We start from the raw sequence: 24505 nt of genomic DNA on the forward strand, positions 1-24505 counted from the left end.
AACTCCTCATGGCCTTTTGTGATCTCCCCCTGGCAGACAAGCTGTGCTCCGTCGGCGACGCGGTCGACTTCGCCTCGGACCCGGGCAAGGCCATCGGCGACTGGATGGCCAAATCGGCCGGCGAACTCGCCGCCGCCGCAGCCGACCTGGCCGCCGAGGCAGTCGACAGCACCACGAAGGTGGATCTCAATGCCACCTGGTTCGTCGACAACTACGAGATGCTCCTGCCGCTGGGCCTGGTTTTGATCGTCGCCACGTTCTGCGCGCAACTGGTGAGGGCAGCCGTCCGGCGCGACGGCCAAGCCCTGACACAAGCATTCACCGGCACCATGAGTGGCGTCCTGTTCGCCTTCTGCGCCATCGCCTTCACCACGGTCGCGGTTGAAGTCGTCGACGCCATCAGCGACGGCCTGTTCAAGACCGCGAACCTGAGCATCGAGAGCGCGGTGCGACGCGTCGTGAGGGTGAACCAGATCGCGGCCCTGACCAGCCTGGGCTGGCTGATCCCGGTCGTCGTCGGCCTCGGCGCCGCCACCGGAGCCTTCATGTACTGGTGCGTGATGATGGTCCGCAAGGTCGGCATCCTCGTCATGGTCACCTTGGCGATCTTCGCGTCGGCCGGTGGCGGCTGGGAAGTCGCCCGTCGCTGGCGCAAGGGCTGGATCGAAGCCACCGCAACCCTCGTCGCGTCGAAACTTCTGATGACAGTGATCTTCGTCCTCGGTATCGCCGCCATGGGCAAGACCGAGGCAGACGAGGGCATCGCCGCCCTGGCCGACGTCATGTCCGGCATTGTGATCATGGTCTTGGTGCTGTTGTGCCCCTATGCCGTCTTCAAGTTCGTGCACTGGGCGGCCGACGGGACCGACGGCGAGTCCATCCACCGTGCCGGTGGGGCTGGTGCGCAGATCGCGAAGGCGCACGCAGAGAAGGCCGGACGCAAGGCCGCCTCGATGGCGGCCACCGCCGGAACCGGTGGTGCCGCGGCCGGAGCGGGTGCTGCCCCGCAGGGCCCCGACGCCGGCGGGGGTGGTTTCCCCGGCGACGTCGCCGCCAACCCGAGCGGTGGAGGCGGAGGGGAGAAGGAAGGTTCGCAATCCGGCGGAACGGGCGTCTCGCCCGGTGGCGACGCCCTCAAGTCCGGACTGGAGAAAGCGGTTCAGCCCGCGCCGACCAGCGTGTCCGACGACACCAGTGGCCAGGTGGGCGGCAGCCAAGGGCCCGGCGGATCCGGCGCGAACGCCGCATCCGGCCAGGGCGACGGGTGGCAGTCCACCCCGCCGAGCACGACACCGCCGCCCCAGGGCGCACCGTCGTCCTCCGGCTCCCAGAACGCCACGTCCAGCGGGCCGGCCACGCCGCCGCCCCCGACCGGCCTCTGATCCTCTGCCCCATTCCCAGGGGCGGGACGTGCCCGCCACCTCCCGCCCCCGGGTTCCACCTGCGCCTCCAGGACCCGCCCCTTGACTGATCTCTCCGTCGCGCCGATCACGGTGAAGTTTCCCCACCGGTCCCGCCGCGGCATCCTCCTCGGCCTCTCTCTCCCTCAACTCGTCCTCGTGTCATGCTCGCTGGCCCTGCTGCTCATGACGGTGATCTCCACCGGGCTGCTCGGTGCCGTCGCCCTCGCCCCACTGTGGGCGGTCTCCGGGGCACTCGTCGTGATCCGCCGGCACGGCCGGTCCCTCATCGACTGGGCGCCGATCGTCATCCGCTACGCGCACCGCCGCCGTACCGGCCAGACGCTCTGGCTCGCCCGGCCCCTCACCCGGCCGCGGCAGGACGGTGTCCTCCACCTTCCGGGCACCACCGCCTCGCTGAAGGTGGTCACCCCCGGTGATTCCGCCAACGGCGCCTCCGCCGTGCACGACCCGCACCAGCAGACGCTGACCGCCATCGCCCGTGTCACCAGCCGGGCATTCGCCCTCCTCGACCCCGCGACCCAGAATCACAACGTGTCCAGCTGGGGGCGTGCGCTGGCGGGGATCGCCCGCACCGGGCACATCGCCACCGTTCAGGTGCTGGAACGCACCGTGCCAGACAGCGGCGACACCCTGGCCCGTCACTGGGCCCAGAACGGCCAGCCCCAGGCCCCGGTCGCGGGGCAGATCTACTCCGAGCTGGTCGCCTCGGCCGGTCCCGCCGCCGCCCCCCACGAGGTCTACCTCGCCATCTCCCTCGACCTCAAGGCCGCCCGGCGCCTGATCTCCCAGGCCGGCGGAGGGCTGCCAGCAGCCTTCACCGTCATGGAACAGACCACGTCCAGCATTGCCCAGGCCGCCCGCAACGCCGGTCTCCAGGTGACCGGGTGGCTCACCTCGCGGGAGATCGCCGCCGTCATCCGCACCGCCTACGACCCGAAGGCACTCGCCGCCCTCCAGCAGTGGTCCGAAACCGGCCGTGCCGAAGCAGACCCCGCAGCCGCCGGTCCCGTCGTCCAGTTCGAGGAGTATGACCGCCTCTCCACCGACAGCGCACGGCACACCACGTACTGGGTGGAGAACTGGCCCAGGACCGAGATGGGAGCCGGATTCCTCCACGGAATCATGTTCACCCCCGGCGTGCGCCGCAGCCTCTCCCTCATATACGTGCCACAAGGGCTGGAGTCCGCGCTGCGCGACGTCCAGCGGAAGAAATCGGCGATCATCTCCGACGCCAACGAACGCGCCCGCCGCGGACAGGTCGACTCCGAGGTGGACTCGGTCGAGTACGCCGACGTCAAAACCCGCGAACGCCAGCTCATCGCCGGACATGCGGACGTGGCGCTGACCGGCCTGGTCACCGTCACGGCCGAGACCGACGCACTCCTCGACGCCGCCTGCGCCCAGATCGAGACCGCCGCCATCACAGCCGGGGTCGACCTGCGACGGCTGAACTACCAGCAACCCAGCGCCTTCACCCTCGCCGCTCTTCCCCTTGCCCGTACCGAGGCGCAGAGGAAGTACGGTCTCGCCGCCTGAACCGGCCCACCCGAAAGGCCCCCTTGATCCACACGCCTTCCGCGCACGACGATGCGCACCCCTACCTCCGCGCGGCGACCGCCGGAGTGCGTCACCACACGCGAGCGCTGACACCGTCGGAGACGAAGCCGCGCAAACCGGCGGACCGCCCGAACCTCGACGTGCTGCACGCACACCTCGCCGCTCTGCTCCAGCTCCTGGACCGGCTCGCTGACAGCACCCGGCCCCCTCACCCCGCCGCCGGCCGTCACCTCGCCACCGCACACACCCGGCTCTGGCAGGCCACCAGCGAAGTCCACGCTGCCTTCCACCTGCTGCCCAGCACCACCGTGGCAGAAGCGGAGGCGAGCGTCTGCCACCCGGAGCAGTTTCCGGAGGGGCCACCCGTACTGACGGTCTGCCAGCGTCACCTCGCCGCCGGGCACGTCGTCCGCCGCAAGACCACCCCCACCGACCTCCGTCCACACACCACGGCCTGCGTGCGATGAGGACCGTCAGCAGAATCGAGGGACTCTGATGAGCCACCGGCCCGGCCGGCGTTCCCGCCGAGGGTCCGCCAGCCCGCTGTTCACCCCCCACGGGGCCGACCGCGCCAGCCGCAAGGTGGCCCGCCAGCAGCTTGCCGAAGCCACCGCCAAAGCACGTGCGGAGGCCGGCGCCCACCAGAGGGACACCCCGTCCACCGAGCCCGAGATGCCTCCAGCTCTCTATCCACCCGGCGGACGCCCCGGTCCTGCCTCCGCCCGATGGAACCGGCTGAAGCTGCCCGCCCACCGCATGACCACCGCGGTCGCGGCGGGTGCTTATCCTTTCCTCGCCGAGGGCGGCCTCGGCGCCGAGGGCGTCTACATCGGCCGCGATGTCCATGCCGAAGCAAGCTTCGTCTTCGATCCGTTCGAGCTGTACGGACGCATCGAGGGCTTCACGAACCCGAACGTTCTGCTGGCCGGGGTCATCGGCCAGGGCAAGAGCGCGCTCGCCAAGTCGATCGCGCTGCGTTCGGTGGCCTTCGGGGTCCGCATCTATGTGCCCTGCGACCCCAAGGGCGAGTGGACCCCTGTTGCGGAAGCGCTCGGAGGCCGGTCCGTCGCCCTCGGTCCCGGGCTGCCCGGCCGCCTGAACCCCCTGGACGCGGCCCCACGTCCACAGAGCGTCTCCGAAGCCGACTGGGTCGGGGAGATCCGCAAGCGCAGGCTCCTCCTCCTCGGCTCCCTGGCCCGGACCGTCCTGGGCCGGGACCTCATGCCCATGGAGCACACCGCCCTGGACGTCGCGCTGGACGCCGTCGTCACCCGCGCCGCCGACGCACACCGCACCCCGCTCCTCGGCGACGTCGCCGCTACCCTCAACGACCCAGCCGCGCTCCACGAGGCGGCCGGCATGATGTCGGGCCAACTCGGCGACGCCGCCCGCGACCTCGCCCACGCCATGCGTCGGCTCGTCCATGGCGATCTGGCCGGAATGTTCGACAGTCCCTCCACCGTCGACTTCGACCCGACCGCGCCGATGCTCACCATCGACCTCTCCCGGCTCGGCGGATCCGGCGACGACACCGCACTCGTCCTCGCGATGACCTGCGCCTCCGCCTGGATGGAGTCCGCCCTCTCCGACCCGAACGGCGGACGGCGCTGGATCGTCTACGACGAGGCGTGGAGGCTGATGCGACACGTCGGCCTGCTGCAACGCATGCAGGCCCAATGGAAGCTGAGTCGCGGCCTCGGCATCGCCAACCTCATGGTGATCCACAGGCTCAGCGACCTGCTCACCGCCGGCGACGCCGGATCACAAGGCAGGGCCCTGGCCGAGGGCCTTCTTGCGGACTGTTCCACCCGGATCATCTACCGCCAGGAGACCGACCAGCTCCACGCCGCGGCCTCCCTGCTCGGCCTCACCTCCGTCGAGATGGACGCCATCGCACACCTCGCCCGAGGCAGGGGCCTGTGGAAAGTCGCGGGTCGGAGCTTCATCGTGCAGCACCTCCTGCACAGCTACGAGCTGACGCTCTTCGACACCGACTCCCGTATGCACTGAGGAGAAAGAAGCCCGTGAGGCCCGACTTCGACCGCGAACTGATACCGCGCGACGACGCGCTCCACCTTATCGGCGCGCTCAACGTGATGAAGGACAAAGCACACAATGCCGCCCACCAATGGGAGCTGCTGGACGAGGACGGACGCGTACCGGCTGCGCCGTCGTACACCGTGCTCCTCCAGCACGCCACCGACGCACAAGACCTCTCCCGCGAAGTCCTCCGGCTCACATCCGAATTCGCCCGAAGCCCCCACCACACCACCCGCGACGGCAGCACCGTCCTCAAGAAGCTCGCCTCGGCAACGACCGCGTCGAGCCACGCTCCCCCGTACTTCGCCAAGACCGCGGAGTACGCCCTGTCCCTGCTCCGGTCCACCACCCCGGCCGACCGGCAGTACCTCTCGAACAACATGGTGCACGACCACGCCACAGGCCGCTCCTATCTCCGACGCACCTCGGAATCCCTCCGGGACGCGGCTAAGGAACTCCACGACCACCTCGGCTTCCAACGCTTCCTCGCGCAGCTAACCCGTCAGGAAAGTCCGCCGGCGCCTCCGGCCCCCAGGCCGGGCGGTCGACCCCGCTAACCGCGCCGAGCCCGCAATCCCGATCCACTCGCATCCCCAAGGAATCCTCTGAAACGCCCCCCTCACTTCAGCGACGCCGACTGGGCCGAGTACCAGCAGTGTCAGGCTGAGCATGACGACCTCATGGAGCAGGTCGCGGACCGCGAAGCCCAGCTGGAAAGCGAACTGATTCCGACCTACGACGAGTACGAACTCGACTTCAGTCCCGTTCCGACGCCGGACGCCGACCCCGCCCGCCGGATTCGTCCGCCGAGCCGATCTCCGGCCTCCCGCAGGAGAAGTCGTGGCCGCTGACGAGCAGAACACACCACCCGCTCACCAGGCGGTTCCGATCGCGCCTCTTCCCGACCACCGCAACGTGAACACCTCGTGGTGGCAGGAGCTCTGGCGCCGGCACGCCCACGTCACCACACCGCTGCGGCAGCGCGGGCTGTCGTGCGACATCGAGTTCGGCCTCAGCGCCTATATCGTGCGCATCCCGCTCCCCGATGACAGCTACCTGATCATCGGCCCGCCTCAGGAGCCCGTATCCGGCCGTCCGCCGGGAGACCCGGAGGGATGGATCGCGACCCGGGAACACCCCATCGACCAATCGGTGTTCGAGGTCGTCTACGACTCTTCTCCCTCCGACGATCCCGGCGCCCCCCAGCGGCCCGAGGCCCGTCACGGCGGCAGTGCCGAGCCGCTGATCGCGGCGATCGACCAGCGACTCGCCGAGCTCGGGCTGCTTCCCAGCCCGGAGCTTCACACCTTCGAGGTCACCCAGGACGCCACGGTCAGCTTCACCCTGCAGGCCCGGAACCTCGCCGACGCCCACGAACGCATCGCGGACCTCGAATCAACGGAAGCCGTAACCGACACCGCCCTCGACGGTGGCACTCGTCTGACCCACATCACGTACGGCAGCGTCCACGACACCGACATCACAGCCGGAAGGAACGCCGCCACCGGCGTGGCTACGGCGTGCGGTGACGCCCTTCTGGAACTCACCGACCAGATCAACGGCAGCACGTCCCACGTCCAGGTCGCCGCTCTGCTGCGCCAGGTCCTGGACCCGGATGACGGGGTGCTGGCACGACTCGCCGATTCCCTCGAAGCTGCGGCGGACAAGGCGAAGGAAGCGGTGGAGGATGACGGGTTCGACCTGTCCCACGACCTCGCCGACGCCGCCGCCGAGGTACGCAACCTCGGAGAGGACCTGCAGACCACCGAGGCCCGGATGCGGACGCTGACCTCGCCCGCGCCGGGTCCTCCTCCCCCGCTTTCCCTGAGCCGTACGCCGCCCCTTCCTCCTCGCCCCCTCCCGACGACACCCCCACGGCACACACGCTGACCCGGAACGAAGACGTGAACGAACAGTCACAACGCCCCATACCTCCAACTGCCCATGGGCACCAGCTCGTTCTCAAAGCCCTCCAGAAGCAACCGAATGCGCTTCGGACCCTCCACTCGCCCGACAGTGCAGAGAACGAACTCGCAGAACTCGTGGTGCGTGCCGCACGGAATCTCGACAGCCTGCAGAGCGAGCTGGTCGACCGCTGCACCTGGGCCGCCGACGACCTGACCCGTGTCGCAGCCGGAACCGCCGCGGCGAACCCCCTGGGCATCCTGCAGACCTCGGGCACTCAGATCGACATCCTGGCTGCACGCCGCGCCGACGCCATCACCCACCTCAAGTCGGCGTTGGCCGCGTACCAACGCGCCACCACTCCGCACTCCCAGCGCGCCGTCTCCGTCCCGCCCTCCCCGTCCCGAACACCACGACAGACGCGCTGAGGCTGCCCCGGGACCATCGCCCTCACAAACCAATCCGCAGACCGGAAGCCCCTCCTGTGCCGCACACCACCCTCGAAACCCTCGCCTCCGGCATAGCCGCGCGCCTGCCCGGCGGCTGGACCAGCACCTACCAGCACTACGCCCTTTACGAACACCAGTTCCCCACCACCAACCGTCTCTGGGACACCGGACACGTCCAGCACATCGCCAGCACGCACGTCCTCGGACACGGTGCCATCCTTCGTGGTCCCGAAGGTCAGGAGCTATACGTCACCGACCGGCCCCGATACCTCCACGAGATTGTCGTCGCCCCACTCGAACCCGACCGGGCCGGGATCAGGCCCCGCCACTTCGACGGCGTCGAGGAACCGTCCGGCATCGCCGTGCCCACCGACCCCGTACGCGCCGCCGCAACCGTCACCCGTCGGCTCCTCCCCCGCTACGAGCAGGCTCTGCTGGAGGTCCTCCAGCAGGTGGAGGATCTACCCGAGCCGGCCCACCACGCAAGCCGGGCCCGCACCGCCCCGGTCATCACCGGCCTCGGCGAGCTGGAGGCCGGGCTGTCCACGACGGCGCTCGCCCGGCAGCCAGCTTCCACCCTCGGCGGCCGGTCCCCCATCCGCAGATCCTGAGAGCTTCCGTCGGCACGATGCACCACTCTCTGGACGACAGTGCCGCGCTGCTCAGCATCGCCGACGAGCTGCACGGAGCGGCGGCCGAGATTCCGATCTCCACCGCCACCGGGTACGGCATCGGACTCGCCGAGGACCTTGAAGATCAGATTCGCCGCCTGGGGCTTCTGCTCGCCTCCTTCGCCAACACGGTGGCTGTGGAGAGCCGGGCGCCACGAACCCAAGGCGGCCCGGCGGCCAGAGCACACCGACGAGTGATCATGGAGGCTCACGCGGCGGGCAGCGTTGGAAAGGCGCTCGCCGACCTCGCAGAGGCCATGGTCCAGGTCGCGATCCTCCAGGACCGCCCCAGCCTCTACCACCCAGCCGGACGCGCGGACACCCTCCGGTCAGCACACGCCGCCCTCGACCGTTTGTTCAACAGCGCCCAAAATCGTCTTCACCACGCCGGGCACCAACTTCAGCGCAGCGCGGATCACCTCTACCGCCCCGTGGCACCGGTCACCTCCAACACCACGGAACCGCGCGTCCCTCCCCGCCCCCCGGCTTCGGCAACAGGGCGCCGGTCCAACAACCGCTGATCCGCTCGCGGTCATCCGCCACAACATCTGGAAAGTAGACGCCTTGGCTCAACACCCCAGCCTCGACGAGTTCGTGCAGGGCCTCGCAGACCGGCTCCCCGGCGGGTGGCGACCTCACGGCCCGACTCCTGCGTCCGCAGACGCAGTCGGCACCCGGCTCTGGGACATGGGCCCCTCGGATACACCGGGACCGTTCCCGACCGGCCCGTATTTTCCGTGACCACCTCGCTCGCCGGCCATCAGCTCTATGTCACTCCGCGGCCGGGCCGCGGGGACCAGTTCGTCGTGGCACCGCTCCTGCCCGCCGGCACCGAACACGCACACACGAACGACGTCCCCGCGCCACGAGGTATCGCCGTCCCTGCCGACCCGGTCAAAGCTGCAGCGCTCATCCGTCGACGTCTGCTCTTCAACTTCCGCCTCGCCGCCATGAAAGCCCAAAGCAATACCAGCTCCGGACCAGGCATACCCGTCGCCATCACGCTGGACCCGAACGGCCGGCCCGACGTACTGGTCGCCAATGCCCGCGGTCTGTACGAGCTACTCGGGCGCGAGGGGTTTCTTCTCGATCCAGCGACCGGCCGCTGCCGACTGCCTGAAAGCGTCCGTGAACCGTCGGAGGTCGGCTGGCGGACCAACCGGGCGGTACGGAAACTGGAGCGCCTCGGCTTCAGTGTCACGACCCAGCTGGCCGACGGACGCACCTTCCGGTACTCCGTTCAGGGCCACGCGGCCACGGCCGAAGGCCCGGTCACCGGCTACGCGCACACGCCACGCCGATCACGCTGACCAGGCCACTGCCGGCCGCAACCAACGTGGTCGGCGCCCGCAGCCCTGGACAACGCCTCGCCCCTCTCTGACCGGGATGTCCCATGGATCGACCTGACTTCGAACCGTACGACAACGTCGGCAGGACGGCCGAACAGATCGCCGCCTCGTACACCGGCACGGCCACACGCGACGACCTGCGGCGCTGGTCCCGCAGGGATTCCAAGGAGTTCCTCGCCCAGCACCCTCTGCCCGGCACTCCCCCGCCGGCGCTGGACCCCGGCCCGTACATCGCCGCCCTCGCCGCAGCCAGGACGCCCGCAGAGGTGAGCGCCGTCACCCAGCACCTCCTGGACGCCGTCTTCCCCACCGTCCGCGAGGTCAGCCACCTCCTCGTCGACATCGCCCGATGGGAAGGACGGCACCGGTCCGCCGCCCCGGACTCCCCGCCCAAGATGCTGATGACCGCCGCCAGTCGCTGCCTGGACGCCCTGGCCCTCGCGGACCAGGCCGACATCCGAGCCCTGCGCGACGAGTACGACCCTTCCCCCAAGCCACCCCAGCCGGGCACGGAGTCCGCCCCGGGCGTCCCCTCGTCTCCACCGGCCTCACCGCCCGCGTCAGCACCGCACCGCCCCGCCCCGCGGCCTACCCCGTGAGGGCCGCCGAACGCCCGCTCAGCCACTGGCTCAATCCGGAGAAGTCCCCTGCACACCGCCCCCCTGATCACCGTCGTCATCGCCAGCCAACTACGCGATGACCGGCTCGACTACTTGTCCGCCATGCACGCCAGCCTCACCCGGCAGTCGGCGCCGTGGGAGGCCGTGATCGCGCTCGACGGCGCCTCACCGGACCGACTCCCGGCCCCGCTCGCGCAGGACCCCCGCGTCCGCACCCTTGTCCTGCCCCGGGCGGTGGGTGCCGCCTGTGCCCGCAATCTCGCCCTCAACCTGGTCCGGACGCCGTACGTGAACTGGGCAGATGACGACGTAGTTGCTGCTTAACGGCCGTGTCGCATTGCCAATCCCAATTCATATAGGGCCTGTTGCAGTGCGTTGCACTCTGCTGTGTCGGAAACCTATGGTCTCCAGCCATGCAGAAGATCAGCTTTTCGGCTTCGGGCTGGGAGACCTGGGATGTGGCGCGTCAGCCGCTGATCCGCGAGCAGATGCCGGTTCTCATCGACGATGATTTGCTCTTTGAGGACGCCCCCGGGTCCCCGCGACCGACGACGGTGGCGAACAGGTACCTCGCGGAGCTCCCGATCAACGGCGCGCCGGCGGTACGGACATGGGAGAACAGCGCTGGGTGCCTGTCTGCGTGGCTCACGTTCCTTCAGGAGCGCGGGGTTCATCCCTTCGCTGATCGCCGGGAGTTGCGTGGTGCGCTGAGCATGTACACCGAGTACCGACTGGCTGGCCCCCTGAAGGCGCGGTGGGACCACACCACGTGGAATCTGCACGTGAGCATCCTGTCCGCCTTCTACGACTGGGCGAAGGACGAGGGTGTGCTCAGCGTCGTGCCCTTCACCTACCGCGTGGGGCACAGGATGGCCCACGGCGTCCTGGAGAAGGTCAGGAAGAACATGGCAAAGCTGGGGCGCCCTCGGCCTCACACGACGATCAAGCATCTGGAGTGGGACTTCGCCGAGCTCTTCGTGCGAGCACTCGCTGGTCTTGACCCGCTCGGTGAACCTGACCTCCGCTACCGCCGCCCTCGGGAAGGCGCCCGGAACGCCGCGATGGGTGGCTTCGTACTGTCCAGCGGGCTGAGGCGGAAGGAGTTCACCCACCTGACGACCTACGAGATCCCGCCGCTCCCAGCCCGCCCGACGACGCTTCCCGTGCTCTTCCCGCTCGCGTACGCGATCAGCAAGGGCGAGAAGGACCGTACGACGTGGATCCACTACGAGCCGCTGGCCACGATGCATCAGTACATCGACCTGGACCGGGCCGCTTCGGCGGAGGGCTTCAGGTGGCGGCCCCCGTCGAAGCTCGGCGAGCCGCTGTACGTCGAGGAGCCCGACTGGGAGGGAGCGCGCCTCAACGGGGTACGTCGCTCCTGGAAGAGTCTGCGGCCGGCCGAGCGCCTGTGCCTGATCACCCCCGAGGGCCAGTCCCCGCTGGTGGGCCTGCGGTCCACCGGCGAGCCGTTCGTCGACTGGGCGACCGTCTTCCGTCGGACCTCGGCGCGCATCCGCGAGAGATACGAACCCCGGTTTCCGACCGTGGCGCCCCACCGGCTGCGCCATTCGATGGCGATGCGAACCTTGGAACAGCTGATCAAGGGCTACTACGCACGGCTTGCCGACCTGGTGGAGGACACCAATGCCGATGCGGCGCTCGCGCTCTACCTGCGCAAGCACGAGCCGATGCTCATCCTGCGTGACCTGCTCGGTCACTGGAGCGTGACGTCCACGGAGCTATATATCGCTCGCCTGGACATCACCCGGATCTACAAAGATCTCCATCAGGGTGCGCTCGCCAGGATCGACAGGGCCGCTGCAGCCGAGGCAGACGCCGAGTTCGACGGCGAGGTGAACGCCTGATGCCCGCCACCATCGTGCATGAGCCGCTGGGTGTCCACTTCACCTTCGTCGACGGCACCGACTGGACGGTCAGGCTCGCCGGGTTGCCCAACCCGCAGCTGGCACGCGACCTGGCGGTAGGTCTCGCGGCCAACGCCCATCCCCACGGAGGCATCAAGAGGCGGGCCACGGCCAATGGTTACGGGATCGCCGCGCGAAGGATGGTCCACGCGCTGTCGAAGGACGGCTTCAGCGGGCCCGCCTCCGAGCTGACGCGCGGCGTGCTGATGCGGTTCTGGATGGCCAGCAACCACACCCGGGAGCGAAACACCCGTCAGCTCCTCAAGGACCTCGACTTGGCCACCGGGTGCTTGCGCCCGGATGTCCGCGCGTACCTCGACGGCGAACCTGTCCAGGCCCGGCCCGTGCTGAGCACGTACAAGGCGTACACCGAAGCCGAATGGGAGCGGTTGGAGACGACGTGCAGAAAGGCGGTCGACGAGAGCTACGCCCGCTACAAACTGGCGGTCCAGAGCGGCAAATGGGGCTCAGATCCACTTCTCACCGATCGGAAGGACGCGGAGGAGGACTTCGCGTGGCTCATGCTCCGGCGCGGCCCGCTGACGTACAACGCATACCTCGACTACTTTCGGGCCCGCACTGGTGAAAAGCGCGGAATGCGCAAGACGTTCTCCACCACTGGCTGCTCAGCCGCGCAGCAGGTGCGGGACGATCTCTTCCCGAGCCGCCCGATCATGGCCGCCTACAAGGCGCTGCTCGGCGTGTACTGCGGCGTCGTGCCCGACGGAATCGCCGACCTCGGCGTCGGCGATGTGGAATGGGCGGGCGACGCGAGGATTCTGCTGTCCTATGTGAAAGGCCGTACGACACGGGAGAGTTCGGTCCTGACGGGTCCCGCGGTGCGTCTGCTGGAGCAGTGGCTGGATCATTCCTCCACGCTGCGGCGCTTTGCCGCCGACGACCTCAAAGAGGAGCTGTGGATCGGCGTCACCGAGCACAAAGCTGACGCGGCCCGCGATCATGTGAAAGGGGCGCATCGGCGCAAGTTCGTGGCACTGAGCGGGCTGGTCGATGACCAGGGCCGAACGTTCTCCATCCATGGAGGACGCATCCGGCACACCTACGACGAGCGGCTGGCCCGTCGTGGCTGGACCGGTCGCGCGTTGATCGATCCGAACCACAGTGCGCGCACCGAGGGAGATCACTACGCCACTCCCACCGACCCCGACCAGCTCGACGACATCGATTCGATCATCAACGACGGGCAGGCCGACATCCTGCGCAAGGCGCTTCCGCCCGTCGTTCTGACCAGCGAGAGGGCCGCACAGTTCGCGGCTGACTTTCCCGACGAGGTACGGCGCTTGGGCCTGGATACGGCCGCTATCGCCGAACTCGTCGGCGGCGAGCGCGATGTGTTCACCGCGGCCTGCACCAACCAGCTGGCCGGAGTCCATGGCCCGGCCGGGAAGCCGTGCCCGGCGCGCCCGTGGGTGTGCCTGCTGTGTCCGCTGGCGGTGTTCTTGCCGCGGCATGCGTCGAACCTGCTGCGGCTCAACGCCTTCTTCGCCCGCCAGTTCCAGCAGATGACGACCGACCACTACCTGCGGGTGTTCGGCCCGTACGCGCACCGGCTCACCCACGACATCCTGCCGAAGTTCTCCACGGAGGCGAAGGCGAAGGGCGCGCTGGACCTGGCCGACGACGACAGCGAGATCCCCCTGCGGCCCGAGGAGGCCACCCGATGAAGCTCCCCCGCCCTCTGCGGGCCCCAGCCACGATCACCCGCCGTCCCGTCTCCGCTTTCGCCGGCTGCTACGTCCACGAGGCCATCGGACTGGCACTGCTGCCCGGCTCCGTACGCTCGCGGTTCGAGGATGACCTGTGGGACTTGTGGGGCCTGGCCGACAAGCCCCGGTCCATCAAGCAGCACGAGCTGACCTGGAACTTCTTCAAGATCGTGAACCCGAAGTGGCGTGTGGTCGCGAAGGAGATTCTGGTCGCGCTGCTCGCCCCGCAGCACGACAGGGTGCTGGAGTGCGCTCTGGCGCTGCGCAAGAACCGCAGTCCCCGTACCTGTAACCGCTTCCTGCGGCAGTTCACCGCGTGGTTCAACTGGCTCACCGCGAACGGGGTCGCTTCCCTGGCGGAGGTCACGCAGGAGCACTGCGACAGGTTCGCCGCCGAGGCACAGTGGTACATCCCCAAGCCGGGTGCAGCACCGGTCCAGGCGGAGCCCGAGACGCTGGCCGAGAGCGTCCGTGTCGTACAACTGATCACGCTGTACGGCGACCTGCTGTCCACGGACAGCTACCGGGCGGGTTTCGTCCCGTGGGACGGTCGGAGCACGATTAAGGTCGTCGGCGGCACGTGGCTGCGGGCCAATCGCACCCCCTCGGTACCCGATCACCTCCTGCAGCCTGTGCTGGCCACCTGCCTCTACCTGGTCAACACGGTCGGGCCGCACCTCGCCGATCTCGTCGAGAAGGTCCGCGAGGACGCGGCCGTGGCGAAGGACTTCCCGCGTGGCACGCTGGCTCACGTCCCGGACTTGAAGCGCCTGATCGCCCAGATGCGCGCCGATCGCGTGCCGTTGCCGCAGGCCGACGGTCGAGCCGACAGCCTGCGCATCAGCACCGGCGACCTCGCGCCCCTGAAAGACCTTGCGTGGTATCGCCTCGCGTACCAGGTCGGCACCAGCACCATCGCCGGAGATTACCTGCGCGAGAAGATCGCGCCCGAGCTGCTCGCGCTCGCCGAGGACGTGGGCTTCGAGAACTACTGGGCACGTACCGCACCCAAGATCGCCCGGGAGGAGGACGGCGCACTGGTGCCGTGGACGGCCCCGCTGTCCGACGCCGGAGTCCGGTCGATGGTCGCCAACGTCCTTGCCGCCTGTCTGGTGGTGACCAGCGCGCTCAGCGGGATGCGCAACAGCGAGTTGCTCGAGCTCAGCGTCGGCTGCCGGCGCCAGACCCAGACCGAGTCGGGCGGTACCCGGTACCGGCTCGCCGGCAGGTTGATCAAGGGACAGAAACTCGGCGGGGTGCCCGACGAGTGGGTCGTGATCGAGGACGTGCATCGCGCCGTCGCCCTGGCTGAGCGCCTGCTGGGGGCGCCGCGCGGCGCCGCGTTGTTCAACACGGTCGCCCTGTCGTTCAGCCTCGATCGTATGAGGAAGTGGCTGGAGGAGTCGGGGAACCGGGAGCGCTGGGGTCTGCCGGTCATTCCGGCCGGCCCCATCAGCGCCCGGATGCTGCGCCGGACGCTCGCTCTGTCGATCGCCGCGCGGCCCGGCGGGCTGCTGGCCGCGAAGATTGCGCTGAAGCACATCTCCGTCGCCACGACAGAGGGGTACGCCGCGCACCCCGGCGGATCCCAGCGGCTGTTCCTCACTGAGGTCGAGGAGGCCGAGCAGGAGAAGCACATGGAGCTCACCGTGGAGGCGTTTCGCGACCTCAAGGAGGGCCGCAAGCCCGCCGGTCCTGGTGCCCGCGGGCTGATCGAGGCGCTCCAGCATGTGGATGCGCAGCTCAACGAGGCCGCCCGCAACGATCCGAAGGTTCTGGAGGATGACCGGCACCTGGAGAACCTTCTGAGCAAGCTGTCGAAGGTGCTGCACGTCGGAGCGGCGAACTTCTGCTGGTTCCGCGACCCGTCCAAGGCGCTGTGCCTCAAGCTCGCGGGCACCCCGAACGCCAAGAAGCCGCTGGTGGGGATGTGCGACTCGGCCCGCTGCCCGCAGGCCACCCACCATCGCAGTCACCGGCCGGTGTGGCTCGGACAGGTCACCGTGATCGACACCTTCGTCGAGAGCCCTCGGGTGGCCAAGGGCGAGAAGAACCGGCTCCTGCCCGAACGCGACCGCGCCCTGCGCGTGGTCGCCGAGATCGACGCAGCTTCTCCGGCGGCGTGAGAGGAATGTGATGGCTCGGCTCACCGAGGAGGACAAGGCCCGCAACGAGGCCGCCATCCGGGCCGCGATGGAGCGAATCTTGAGCGGCAACCTGCCGCCGGGCGGCAAGACCGACCTCAAGACCCTGGCTTCGGTCGCCGGAGTCACCCGCACTGGCTTCTACCCGAAGAAGAACCGCGACGGCACCCCCAGGCCCGGCGCCTACCAGCACCTGGCCGAAGAGTTCGAGCGCCGGGTGAGCGAACTTCAGCAGGCCGGGAAGATCGTCAACCCGCGCGAGGCACAGATCGAGCGGCTGAAGGCCGAGCGGGAGGAACTGAAGAAGCGCGTCGCGGACCGCGACGCGCTTGTGGAGAAGCTCACCGGATTCAAGCAGCTGGCGATCTCCCGGTTGGCCGCCCAGCACGAGGAGATCGAACGCCTCCGCCTTCAGATCACCGACGGCGCCAACGTCCGGGCGCTGCCCGCCACCGCAGACCGCACGGCGCCGTACGGATCGTGCAGCTGACCGATCCAGCCCCGTCCGACGCGCGCGGATCTCCAGGTCCGCGGACGGTCAGCCGCACTTCGGCTGTCCGCCGGCCTCGCATCGGAGGCGGAAGCATCCTCGTTCCGCGGTGCGGACCGTCCGCCGCGATCACGGTGTCGCCTCCGGGACGCCGACGCACATCCACCGGCCACCCCGCCTCTCGCGGTCTAACGTCCCGGCATGACGAATCTCCACCCTTGTGTAGCTGGCACTGCCGGCCCGGGCCGACCCGCGAATTCACTGCTGCGAGACGTTGGAAATTATCCACAGCCGACCCATTGGACAATTCTTCCGGGCGGACCGGATCAGGACCGTTCGGACCGCTTGATGCTGAATTCCCCCGCCAGGTGTCCGGATTCGTTGGCACCCTGGAAACCGGCCCAGGCACCCATAGCAGGGAATCCCCGGTTTCCGAAACCGGGGACCCTCCGGACTATTGACGCTATCCCCGACCAACAAGGAAGTCGCCACCCGTGACCGTCTCTGACCACGCCGAAGTCGCCGTCATAACCCCGACCCGGCTGCGCACGGACCGCATCCCGTACCTGCTGGAGCTGCACGCCAGCCTGCACCAGCAGGACGTGGAATGGCAGTGGATTCTCGCGCTCGACGGCGTGCCGATCTCGCAGTTGCCCGCCCGCCTGCGCAACGATGCCCGCGTCCAGACGGTCCTTCTGCCCCGAGCCGTCGGAGCAGGCGCAGCCCGGAACTTCGCCATGAATGAGGTCTCGGCGGACTGGTGCACCACAGCCGATGACGACGACCTCCTGCCAGAAGGATCCTTGTCCGCGCGACTCCGCCACGCCCGCGAGCACGGTCTCGGCTGGTGCGCCGGTTGGTCCGCAGACCTTCACGAGGACGGCGCCGTATCGACATGGCGCTGTCCGACACCTCCCGGATTCCATGAGGCCGGAGACGTGTGGGGCTACTGGCCAAACCCCGAGGCAACCATCCCGATCGGGCCCACCACCCTCCTGGCCCGCACCGACCTTATCCGCGCAAGCGGCGGATACGCGGCCCTGCCGCAGGGTGAGGATTACGCCTACCTGGTCGGCATTACGGGCACAGCTTCCGGGGCTCTTCTGCCCACCGTTGTCTACCACTACAGAAAGCATCCGGAACAGATGACCGCCCAGCCCTCATATCCGGCGATGGAATCCCGCGCCCGCCAATTCGCGTGGCGCCATGGCAAACACCTGGCGTCCCTCCGCGCAGAAATTACGCTGTAGGTTCCGCGAACCGGTGCGCACTGTACCCGTGAGATGCGCACAGGATGCGCAATTCCGAGGATCTGTGCGCACTGACTCCGGACGGTAACTAGTTTCCGGTCTATGGTCATCCGGAGTCCAGCACGGGTTCGCACGAAGTACGAACAGCCGATGGCGTCAGTGCGCTACGACGACGCCTCGGTCCGCAAGGTTCTGTTCAAGGCCCTGCGGTTGGCGGATTTCACGTGGTCGGTTCCATGGCGGAAGTTTCGCTCCGTTCACGGCCAGGCTCACTACTCAGGGCGGTACTCGTCGGCAACGATGGCCGGGCCCGTGGTCTATGAGAGCCGCTTGGAGCTGGCTCGGCTTCTCCTGGCTGACATGGATCCTGCTGTGCGTGGGATCTATGCCCAGCCGTGCCACATGACCGCCCGGGTAGGCGGTCGGGTACGTCGTCACGTGCCGGACTTCCTCCTGATCATGGAGTCAGGAACGGTGCGGGTGGTGAACGTCAAGCCTGCGGATCGGCTCACGGATCCGAAGATCGCGGAGGCGTTGGCCTGGCCGGGTGAACTAATCGAACGGCACGGTTGGGAGTATGAGATCTGGTCTGGGGCGGACCGGGTAGTCCTGGAGAACGTCCGGTTCCTCGCGGCCTACCGCCGCCCGGGCGTGGTCCCAGAGGCCGAGATCGAACGCGCTTGGGAAAGCGTGCAGGACGGTGACCGACTCGGTGTCGCCGAGCGACGGCTGGCAGCTGGGCGCCCCGACCACGAGGCGCGGCCACCGCTTTTGGCGCTGGTGTGGTCTGGCCGGCTGACCACTGATCTATCCCGCCCGCTGAGTAGCAACTGGGTTCTGCGGAGGTCAGTGTGAACGCCTGGACAACGACTCTTCGGACAGGACTGCCACTCACCTATGACGGTGAGCAGTTCACGATCGCGGAGATCGAGGGCCGCCGCATCCTCCTTCAACAGATGTCGGCACAGGGCCGCCCCACGTGGCGGCAGGTCGACCTGTCAGTGCTGCTGGCCCACCCCTCCACCAAGTTCCTGGTGGATACCCTGGCCGCGGAGCCCGCGGCCGCGACGTTGTTGGGCGATATCAGTAGTGCGGAGGACGACGCGCTCACCCTTCGGTTCCGGCATGTGCAGGAGGTTCGCTCCGGCTTTCAACTGGGTTCTTCCGAGTTGGCTCTGGAGGGTGAGCCGCGGCCGGACTATGCGCCAGGGATGCCTTTGATGCACCGGTATCGAGCAAAGGCCGCCGAGCTCGGAGTCGATCCAGCGACGGTGCGCCGATGGGTCTCCAAGGTTGAGCGGGACGGGCCGGCCGGGCTGGTGAGCAAGCGCCAGGCGACGAGTGTGCTGGATCGGGCGGATCCGCGCTGGTTGGAGATGGCACGCACGGTGATCGGGAGCCTGGAGAAGTCCAGCCGCCCGGTTCGTGGCCTGGTGCTCGCGGAGATCGAAGAACGGGTGGCCAAGAAGTACGGCCGTGGTGTGGTGAGCATTCCGAAGCAGACCACAGGCTATGCACTGCTGAAGGAACTCGGCCGGGGGACCAACGCGTTCGACGGCAGTACGAAGGGGAAGCGGTCCATCGCGAACCGCCCGCAGGGTGTCTTCGGCAAGCTGCGGGCGACGCGGCCGGGTGAGTACATCGTGCTGGACACCAACAGCCTGGATGTTTTCGCGATGGAGCCGGTGACCTGCCAGTGGGTGCAGTGCGAACTCACCGTGGCCATGGACCTCTACAGCAAGGTGATCACCGGGTTGCGTCTGACGCCGGTGTCGACGAAGTCGACCGATGTGGCCGGCGTGCTGTTCGAGACGATCCGACCGCGGGAGGTGTCGCCTGCCGGAACGGGCGAGCCGCTTCCGTACTGCGGGGTTCCTTCCACAGTGGTGTTCGATGCGGAGAAGCTGGTGGACGCGCACGGGCATCCGCTGCTGCCGACGGTTGCGGCGGAGACGATCGTCTACGACCACGGCAAGATCTACGTCTCGAACCACATCGCGAGCGTCAGCGCGAAGCTCGACATCTCCCTGCAGCCGGCTCGGCCCTACACGCCGACCGACAAGCCGGTGGAACGGTGGTTCAAGACGTTGAACCAGGGGCTTCTGGCGGCACTTCCCGGCTACAAGGGGCCAGACGTGCACAGCCGGGGCGAGAAGGTGGAGGACGAGGCGTACTTCTTCCTGGACGAGCTTGAGATGATCATCCGCGAGTGGATCACTTTGGTCTATCACCGGCGGCACCACCGAGGACTGACGGTCCCGGAGGTCCCGGGTCTGAAGCTGAGCCCGCTGGAGATGTTCGAGCACGGCGTGAACCGGGCAGGGCCCTTGCGCATCCCGTCGCGGCCGGGCCTCGCGTTCGAGTTCCTGGAAGAGGAGTGGCGCCCTATCCACCACTACGGGGTGGAGATCAACGGCCTCCGCTACAACGGTGACGGGCTCAACGACTACCGCAATCGGATCAGCCCGCACCGCGGTGAGCACGCCGGAAAGTGGCCCGTCGCTGTGGATCGCGCCGACGTCAGGAGAATCTACTTCCAGGATCCGAAACAGCTTCACCTGTGGCACACGCTGGACTGGGAGCACGCCCCGGCCCTGAACGGGCCGGCCAGCCTTGAAGCGTTGAAGTACGCACGCCGGATCGCGGCCAAGACGCACCGCTTCCCGGACACCAAGCGCGCCCTGATCGAGTTGCTGGAACGCTGGGGGGCCGGGTTGACCATGGACCGGACCGAGCGGCGCATGGCGGTGCGTTTGTCGCAGGACCGTCGGCACCTGATCGGCGAAGGCGACCCCGAAGTTGACGCAATCGCCGAACTCCCCTCCGTGCGCCGTCTGGCAGCGCTCAGCTCACCGGACAGGGCAACAGGCCAAGGGCCGGTACCGGAGTTGCAGGCAATCGCACCTGCGGATGAGGACTTGGGCGGGGACGACGACGAGGACGAGGAATGCGAGGCGGCCCCGGCGGACGAGGAGACCGCAGGGCTGGTCGATGAGGATGAGTACTACGCAGACGTCTGGGAGAGCCGTTGAGTACGGCGGGCGGTGCCGCGGACGCCGGGCCGTTCGAGGGCGATGACCGCCAGTACAGCCCGACCCGACTGCCCGGATGGCTGCAGGAGGTCTACGGCCCCGACCGCAGCCGACCCAAGCAACTGAGCCGGGCCCAGCTCGCCGACCTTCCACCGCGGGCGCTCTCGGTGCACAACGACAACCGGGAGGTCTGGCACGCCAACATCGGCCCCATCGACACTCCGCAGCTGCTCGCGCTCCATGCGGACTTGCGCGAGATCGTCGAGGCGAACCGGCAGGACGGCAACAAGACCAAACCGGCGGCCCTGGTGGACGCCCACCCAGGACTCGGCAAGAGCACGGCGGTGCGCGCGTACGGCTGCGACCTGTTCAAACGGCAGGTCAACCTGCGCGGAGACACCACACCGGATGGAGCCCGGCGAGTGCCGGTCATCTACATCGCGCTCAGCGGCAACACACAGATCCGCGGCCTGAACGCGGCGATCTGCCGGTTCTACGGCCTGCCAGTCAAGGGAGATGCGGACACGCTGGCCGAGCGGGCCGTGGACGCGGTCCTGTCGATGAAGACCGTCGCCATGGTCATCGACGACATCCACTTCCTGGCCGGCTCGACGTCGAACTCGGTCCGCATGGCCAACCAGCTCAAGTACCTCTCCAACGTCTTCCCCGTCACCCTCATCTACGTGGGCGTCGGCGTCCAGGAACGCGGCATCCTCCATGAGGGCTTCTCGCCGAGGGAGAGCCCGCTCGCGCAGTTCGGGCGCCGCACCACCGCACTGACGTTGCTACCCTTCCAGGTCGATGACGACGAGGGCCGCCTGCAGTGGCGCCAGCTACTCAAGACGATCGAGCAGAAGCTCGTCCTGGCCGAGAAGTACCCCGGCATGCTCGCCGAGGACCTCTCGGACTACCTCTTCGCCCGCTCCACCGGGCACTTCGCCTCCCTTATGTCGCTGATCAACCGCGGCTGCCTGCGCGCAATCCGAGGTGGGAACGAGCGCCTGGACATGGAGCTGATGAACCAGGTGAAGAACGACGCCGCGGCCGAGGAGGCCCGCAAGGAACTGGAGGCAGAGATCAAGGCCGGCCTCAAGACCACGCGGCCGACCCAGGACCCACGACGCCGCAGGAAGTCGGCATGACGGGCTGGACCGACGAGCGCATCCCCATCGGGGTACTGCCCTCCCCGGGGGAGGCCCTGGACAGCTGGTGCGAGCGCTACGCACACCGCCTGCGAACGCACACCGTTGACTTCGCCGACTACCTGGGGCTGCCGCACACGTCCCTGCGCAGAATGGTCCGCCGCCTCACCGAAGGCGAGCTGGAGCTGCTGGAGCGACGCACCGGCATCGGAGCCGCACAGCTGCGGGCGATAACACTGGAGGCGTTCGACGGGTCCCTCGTGCGGATCACCGGGCAGACCCGCCGACTGACAGCACCCGCCCACTGGCGGTTCTACGGCACCACCTCGCGCTACTGCCCCGCCTGCCTGGCCGACAACGGGGGCCGGTGGCAGCTGCACTGGCGCCTGGGCTGGACCTTCGCCTGCACCCGCCACCGGCTCCTGCTCCTCGAACGGTGCCCCCGCTGCGGCAAGCACCCGCCCGTACTCAGCGGTGGCAACCACCGCATGCTGCCCCGGCCACAAGCCTGCCGTTCCTTGACCGAGCGCGATGGCCGTGGCACCCGCTGCGGCTACCCCCTGACCGAAGCCCCTGCCGTCTCCCTGCCCGAAGGCGGTGCAGTCCTGCTGTCCCAGGCCGGCGTCAACGCGCAGGTCATCGCGGAGCATCGCAGTGCTGCGGCGCGGGAACGGGCCGGCGAACTGTCGCACCTGGGGCGACGAGCGCTACGCAGCATCGGCACCCGCCCCGAAATCGTGCCGCCCATCGCACGGGACATCATCACGGCCTGCCGCGGCGAGCTCCTCGCCGGTGCCGCGGCGATGGAGATCCACGACGCGCGCAACGTTGCCATCGGGACCACCTTGGCCGCCATCGCCACCGACCCCGAGCATCCGATGCGCGAAGACGTGTTCGCGTGGATGTGCCTCGCGCCGGACCGCGAAGTGGGTGAGCTGCGCGAACACCCCACGCGGTACCTGCGCAACTGGAGCCCCGCAGGCCCCCGCGTGATCAAGCGCATCCTCGCCGCGTCCGACATCCAGCTCACGCTCAAGGCCCGTCTTCGCTACGGCACAGCGACCACCGAGCCCGCCGTGCCCTACCTGAGCGAAGCCGACATCATCCTGAGGGCGTCCAAGACGCCCGGAATGCTCTGGCCGTCCTGGACTCTGCGGCTGCTGCCGCCCACGCGCCCGCACCAGCCGCGGATCGCGGGCATGAGGCGGGCCTGCGCGAGCCTCATGCTCGTTCCCGGCGGACCGGCCGGACATCGACAAGCCGCCCGGATCATGGGCAACCCGCAGTTCCGCAGCAACCTGGAGTCCCTGCTGGCGCTCGTCGACGCCGACCACATCTGCAGCACGCTGACGCACTTCGCACGCGTCCTCGACGCGCACGAGATACCGATCGACTACGCACGCCGCCGAGCCCTGTTCGCCGACGAGGCGAGTCCGCTGCTGCTCGACGAGAACGCCCACTGGCTCCTCTGCAAGAGCCTGGGCACCCGGCAGTTCCAACAAGTCCACCTGGAGCGGCTGCGCTGGCAGCTGCGTCGGATACTCCTCGGGGCCGACCCGCAGCCCGGCAACCACGCACCCGCCTGGACACACCGCTTCGCCTACCGGACCCACCCGGAGATCCACGCCTTCCTCGACGAACAAGCGCGCCGCAACCTCGCCGCCCACCACATCACCGACGAGCCGGTGACGTGGGAGCCACCCGCACACTGGCTCGACACCATCGCTCTGCCCCAGCCGCCCGTCGACATCCCCACCGAACGCCTTCGCGCCCTGCTGACCCCCGACTCCACCGCCCGCGACGTCGCTCAGACCCTCGGTCTCACGGTTCACCAGCTGCGCCTGGTGATGGAGAGCCGCCGCCTGAGCGCGCAGACCCGCCCGCACAACAAGGGCCACTACCCCCGCCCACCGCGCCCGGGCTACTTGGTCCCCGACAAGCTGCGCGACCTCTACCAACAGCAGGGACTGCAACAGCTGCAGATCGCCGAACTCGCCGGATGCACCACCGCCGTCGTCAAGACCGCGCTGAAGCAGGCGAACATCCCGCTGCGACCGCGCCGAACACCGGGCGAACTGAAACAGTCCGTCGATCCGGCATGGCTACGCACCGAGTACCACGACAAAGGCAGAACGGTGGCCGACATCGCCCGCGAACTGGCCGCCCCGGCCACGAACGTCTCCCCCCTCCTCGACGCGTGGCGCATCCCCCACCACCCGCCCGGCCACAGAGCACCTCCGGCCTGGCAACCGAGCCCCTTCGCGAACCTCGGCATCCCCCTGTCAGCACCGATGAAACACATCAGCACCCGCCAGGGCGGAACCGAATGGCTGCGCACCGCCCTCCTGATCCCCGGACACCGCACGCGCCGCTCGGCCGCACTCACCCTGGGAATCCCTCGTACGTCACTCAACGGCCGGCTGAAGATGCTGGAGAGCGCCGCCGGATTCGAGATCTTCAACCACCGCACACGCCCCGTCGTCGCGACGCCGCGCGGCCAAGCGCTCCTCGAAGAAGCACAGCACCTATTCGACCTACTCGGCCAGCAACCGCCAGCCGACTTCGTGCCCACGCTGGCCTGACGGTGTCCGCTGCGGACAGGCGAGAACCGCTCGCGCATTCTCCTCGTGATCGTCGGCTGTAGCAGCTTCGACGGTGAGCAGTTCACCGTCGTGGAGACCGAAAGCTAGCGGGCTCTCCTGCCCCGGTCCGCAGTTGCCGGACGATGGCCGGACCGCAAAAGCTTCGGCAGGTGGATCTCTGCGGACGGCTCGTCA

Annotated in this window: 21 protein-coding genes and 1 pseudogene; all 22 read left to right on the plus strand. The window is 68.5% G+C overall.

Annotation, left to right across the window (positions count from 1 at the left end; translation table 11 throughout):
• The first annotated feature begins 8 nt into the window (after positions 1-8).
• The 22 genes and pseudogenes from IE264_RS24860 to IE264_RS24965 all read left to right on the plus strand — a co-directional run bounded on the left by IE264_RS24860 (position 9) and on the right by IE264_RS24965 (position 24310).
• Positions 9-1382, plus strand: coding sequence for an SCO6881 family protein (locus IE264_RS24860; RefSeq protein WP_032755109.1), 1374 nt, complete (start codon positions 9-11; stop codon positions 1380-1382).
• An 81-nt stretch (positions 1383-1463) separates the two neighbouring features.
• The gene (locus tag IE264_RS24865) at positions 1464-2960 is read left to right on the plus strand and encodes an SCO6880 family protein (RefSeq protein ID WP_032755108.1); all 1497 of its coding nucleotides are present in this window, start codon (positions 1464-1466) and stop codon (positions 2958-2960) included.
• A gap of 26 nt (positions 2961-2986) precedes the next feature.
• Positions 2987-3448: a DUF6238 family protein gene (locus tag IE264_RS24870; RefSeq protein WP_373301936.1), complete on the plus strand. Its 462-nt coding sequence runs from the start codon at positions 2987-2989 to the stop codon at positions 3446-3448.
• Between the two features lie 28 nt (positions 3449-3476).
• The gene (locus IE264_RS24875; protein ID WP_032755102.1) at positions 3477-4991 is read left to right on the plus strand and encodes a VirB4 family type IV secretion system protein; all 1515 of its coding nucleotides are present in this window, start codon (positions 3477-3479) and stop codon (positions 4989-4991) included.
• Between the two features lie 14 nt (positions 4992-5005).
• A complete protein-coding gene (locus IE264_RS24880) occupies positions 5006-5578 on the plus strand; it encodes a hypothetical protein (protein ID WP_190167699.1) in 573 nt (190 codons plus the stop codon).
• A 123-nt stretch (positions 5579-5701) separates the two neighbouring features.
• Positions 5702-5872 (plus strand): hypothetical protein, encoded by a 171-nt coding sequence (locus tag IE264_RS24885; protein ID WP_190167700.1) that lies wholly within the window; start codon positions 5702-5704, stop codon positions 5870-5872.
• Positions 5862-6911, plus strand: coding sequence for a hypothetical protein (locus tag IE264_RS24890; protein WP_032755100.1), 1050 nt, complete (start codon positions 5862-5864; stop codon positions 6909-6911). The genes IE264_RS24885 and IE264_RS24890 overlap by 11 nt, the downstream gene beginning before the upstream one ends.
• Positions 6912-7066: 155 nt before the next feature.
• Positions 7067-7354: a hypothetical protein gene (locus tag IE264_RS24895; protein WP_229887737.1), complete on the plus strand. Its 288-nt coding sequence runs from the start codon at positions 7067-7069 to the stop codon at positions 7352-7354.
• Between the two features lie 56 nt (positions 7355-7410).
• Entirely contained in the window at positions 7411-7986 is a 576-nt protein-coding gene (locus IE264_RS24900; protein WP_051821739.1) for a hypothetical protein, read from the plus strand.
• A 17-nt stretch (positions 7987-8003) separates the two neighbouring features.
• Positions 8004-8567, plus strand: coding sequence for a hypothetical protein (locus tag IE264_RS24905; RefSeq protein WP_032755094.1), 564 nt, complete (start codon positions 8004-8006; stop codon positions 8565-8567).
• Positions 8568-8783: 216 nt separating this feature from the next.
• A complete protein-coding gene (locus IE264_RS24910) occupies positions 8784-9356 on the plus strand; it encodes a hypothetical protein (RefSeq protein ID WP_051821738.1) in 573 nt (190 codons plus the stop codon).
• 83 nt (positions 9357-9439) lie between these two features.
• Complete coding sequence (locus tag IE264_RS24915; RefSeq protein WP_032755092.1) at positions 9440-9994, plus strand: hypothetical protein; 555 nt, start codon at positions 9440-9442, stop codon at positions 9992-9994.
• 63 nt (positions 9995-10057) lie between these two features.
• A pseudogene (locus IE264_RS24920) lies at positions 10058-10324 on the plus strand (glycosyltransferase family 2 protein); the annotation flags it as partial.
• Positions 10325-10428: 104 nt separating this feature from the next.
• Positions 10429-11883, plus strand: coding sequence for a site-specific integrase (locus tag IE264_RS24925; protein ID WP_032755089.1), 1455 nt, complete (start codon positions 10429-10431; stop codon positions 11881-11883).
• Positions 11883-13628, plus strand: a complete 1746-nt coding sequence (locus IE264_RS24930; protein ID WP_032755087.1) for a hypothetical protein — start codon at positions 11883-11885, stop codon at positions 13626-13628. Before IE264_RS24925 ends, IE264_RS24930 begins: the two co-directional genes overlap by 1 nt.
• Before the next feature lie 143 nt (positions 13629-13771).
• The gene (locus tag IE264_RS24935; RefSeq protein ID WP_158706507.1) at positions 13772-15796 is read left to right on the plus strand and encodes an integrase; all 2025 of its coding nucleotides are present in this window, start codon (positions 13772-13774) and stop codon (positions 15794-15796) included.
• Positions 15797-15806: 10 nt separating this feature from the next.
• Entirely contained in the window at positions 15807-16304 is a 498-nt protein-coding gene (locus IE264_RS24940) for a hypothetical protein (RefSeq protein ID WP_032755083.1), read from the plus strand.
• Positions 16305-16798: 494 nt separating this feature from the next.
• Complete coding sequence (locus IE264_RS24945) at positions 16799-17554, plus strand: glycosyltransferase family 2 protein (RefSeq protein WP_078657379.1); 756 nt, start codon at positions 16799-16801, stop codon at positions 17552-17554.
• A 150-nt stretch (positions 17555-17704) separates the two neighbouring features.
• Entirely contained in the window at positions 17705-18409 is a 705-nt protein-coding gene (locus IE264_RS24950; RefSeq protein ID WP_106973080.1) for a TnsA-like heteromeric transposase endonuclease subunit, read from the plus strand.
• Complete coding sequence (locus IE264_RS24955) at positions 18406-20586, plus strand: DDE-type integrase/transposase/recombinase (RefSeq protein WP_032755078.1); 2181 nt, start codon at positions 18406-18408, stop codon at positions 20584-20586. Before IE264_RS24950 ends, IE264_RS24955 begins: the two co-directional genes overlap by 4 nt.
• Entirely contained in the window at positions 20583-21728 is a 1146-nt protein-coding gene (locus IE264_RS24960) for an AAA family ATPase (protein WP_032755076.1), read from the plus strand. The genes IE264_RS24955 and IE264_RS24960 overlap by 4 nt, the downstream gene beginning before the upstream one ends.
• Entirely contained in the window at positions 21725-24310 is a 2586-nt protein-coding gene (locus IE264_RS24965) for a TniQ family protein (RefSeq protein WP_032755074.1), read from the plus strand. Before IE264_RS24960 ends, IE264_RS24965 begins: the two co-directional genes overlap by 4 nt.
• Positions 24311-24505 lie beyond the last annotated feature (195 nt).

It is taken from the genome of Streptomyces microflavus, from assembly GCF_014650075.1.
Lineage (GTDB): Bacteria > Actinomycetota > Actinomycetes > Streptomycetales > Streptomycetaceae > Streptomyces > Streptomyces microflavus.